Source organism: Anaerolineae bacterium, from assembly GCA_014360855.1.
Lineage (GTDB): Bacteria > Chloroflexota > Anaerolineae > JACIWP01 > JACIWP01 > JACIWP01.
This window is the reverse complement of record JACIWP010000351.1, coordinates 1-2,746: the sequence shown is the minus strand read 5'-3', so window position 1 is coordinate 2,746 and position 2,746 is coordinate 1. Positions and strand designations below refer to the sequence as shown.

Here is a 2,746-nt window from a genome sequence, read left to right as displayed (position 1 = left end):
TCAGCGGGATCATGATCTCCGGCAGGACCTTCATGCCCTCGGCCTCCACGCTGCAGGCCGCTTCCAGGATAGCGCGCACCTGCATCTGGATGATCTGCGGCATCACCAGGCCCAGGCGGATGCCGCGCAGGCCCAGCATGGGGTTGGCCTCGCGCATGGACGCCACCGCCTTGAGCAGTTCCTCTTTCTCGTGAATCTGGGCGATGAGCGCGTCCATTTCCTCCAGGGAGGAACTGCGAGCCAGCTTGAACTTCAGCTCGGCGATCTCGGCCGCCAGATCATCGTACTTGGGCAGGAACTCGTGCAGGGGCGGGTCAATCAGGCGGATGATGACCGGACAGCCGTCCATGACCCGGAAGATGCCCTCGAAGTCCTCCCGCTGGACCGGCAGGAGCATGTCGAGATAGCGCTGGCGCTCCTCGTCGGTCTTGGCGAGGATCATCTTCTGGACGATGGGCAGGCGGTCTTCCTCGAAGAACATGTGTTCGGTGCGGCAGAGGCCGATGCCTTCGGCGCCGAACTTGCGGGCGCGCTCGGCATCGCGAGGGTAGTCCGCATTGGCCCAGACGCCCAGGGTGCGCACCTCATCGGCCCAACTGAGCAGGGTCTTGAGGTCCTCTTCCTTGTCGAAATCGGGTTCAACGGTAGCGATGACGCCGGCAAATACCTCACCGGTGGTGCCGTCAATGGAGATGTATTCCCCCTCGCGAATCTCCTTGCCATCCACGGAGAAGCGCCGGCGGTCCATGTCAATACGGATGGCCTCACAGCCGGCCACGCAGGGCAGGCCCAGGCCGCGGGCGACCACGGCCGCATGGGAGGTGGCGCCGCCGTGCTGGGTCAGGATGCCCTTGGAGACCAGCATGCCGTGCACGTCGTCGGGCGAGGTCTCCGGGCGCACCAGGATGACCGGCTCGCCGGCCATCCCCCACTCCTCGGCCAGGTCGGCATCAAGGGCGACCTTGCCGGTGGCCGCGCCGGGGGAGGCGTTCAGCCCTTTGGCCAACAGCCGGCCGTCCTTCTCGGCGGCCTCTTTGGCCTTGGGGTCAAAGCGGGGGAGCAGGAGCTGGTTGATCTGGGCCGGCTCGACGCGCAGGAGAGCTTCCTCCTTGGTGATGAGGCCCTCTTTCACCATATCCACGGCGATCTTCACCGCCGCGGCGGCGGTGCGCTTGCCGGAGCGGGTCTGGAGCATCCAGAGTTTGCCTCGCTCGACGGTGAACTCCAGGTCCTGCATATCGCGGTAGTGCTTCTCCAGGCGCTCCGCCACCTGGACGAACTGCTGGTAGACCTCCGGCATGTCCTGGGCGAGCTGGGCGATTTTCTTGGGGGTGCGGATGCCGGCGACCACATCCTCGCCCTGGGCGTTCTGGAGATATTCGCCGTAGAGCACCTTCTCGCCGGTGGCCGGGTCGCGGGTGAAGGCCACGCCGGTGCCGGAATCATCGCCCATGTTGCCGAAGACCATGGTCACGATGTTGACCGCGGTGCCCCAATCGTGCGGGAGCTTGTGGAAGTTGCGGTAGTCCACGGCGCGCTTGCCCATCCAGGAGTTGAAGACCGCGGCGATGGCCTGGCGGAGCTGTTCGTACGGGTCGGAGGGGAAGGGCTCGCCCAGGGCCGCCTGGTACATCTGCTTGAAGCGCTCGACGATCTCCTTGAGCATGTCGGCGGTCAGGTCGGTATCGCGCTTGCCCTCGGTCTTGGCCTTGTACTCGTCCAGCACGCGCTCAAAGGGTTCGGGGTCGAGGCCCTTTACGATTTTGCTGAACATCTGGATAAAGCGGCGGTAGGCGTCGTAGGCGAAGCGCTCGTTGTTGGTGAGCTTCGCCAGCCCTTTGACCACCTCGTCGTTGAGGCCCAGGTTGAGGACGGTGTCCATCATGCCGGGCATGGAGACGCGGGCGCCGGAGCGCACGGAGACCAGCAGGGGGTTGGAGGGATCGCCGAATTTCTTGCCGGTCTTCTTCTCCAGGTCTTTCATAGCTTCCAGGACCTGCTCCCAGAGGCCCTCGGGGAACTGTTTGCCCAGGGCGTAGTAGGCGTTGCAGGCCTCGGTGGTGATAGTGAAGCCAGGGGGGACGGGCAGGCCGGCGTTGGTCATTTCTGCCAGGTTGGCACCCTTGCCGCCCAGCAGATCGCGCATATCCTTGTTGCCTTCTTCGAACGTATAGACCCACTTTTTCGTCATGTTGCTGGTGACCTCCTGTCATGGTAGCGGGTGTTGGACACAATAAATGCACGCCTGGCCGGCGTGTGTACTTCTACTGCACATTGGCGCAAGCCCAAATTACACCATTGTACAATTATAGCCAAAGTGTCGACTTTGGCAAACTGTGGCGGGTCTGCCGGCGGCCCCACGCTATATATTGTATCCAATATCCAATCAAGGCCTATATCTTGGAGGGTGTGCACCCCTGCGTGGGGTTGAGGGGAGCGCCGGCCCGTGGTATAATGGCCGCCAGTGTATCCTGTTTCACGTGAAACATCGGCGCGATGTTTCACGTGAAACACTATCGCGGAGGCCAAGTTGACATCGGAAGATATCCATCAGCCGCGCCCGATCTGTGATTACGAGGGATCGCAGTACAAGGAGGAGTTTTGGGGCCGGGAATATCGCGAGTACGAGGACCGCGCCGAACGGCTGGCGCTGGGGAAGCTCCTGCCGGCGCGCGGCCGGCGCCTGCTGGAGATCGGGGCCGGCTTCGGCCGGCTGGCCGACCTGTACGCCGGCTACGACCAGGTG

The 2,746-nt window shown here is 63.5% G+C and carries 2 protein-coding genes; one reads left to right on the top strand and one right to left on the bottom strand.

From position 1 onward, the window contains the following. Positions 1 to 2,191 (bottom strand): pyruvate, phosphate dikinase (locus H5T60_13860; protein ID MBC7243518.1); only part of this gene is annotated, 2,191 nt, incomplete at its 3' end. A gap of 339 nt (positions 2,192 to 2,530) precedes the next feature. On the opposite strand from H5T60_13860, the gene H5T60_13855 reads away from it, so the two are divergent. Continuing rightward, a partial coding sequence (locus H5T60_13855; GenBank protein MBC7243517.1) for a hypothetical protein occupies positions 2,531 to 2,746 on the top strand: 216 nt, incomplete at its 3' end.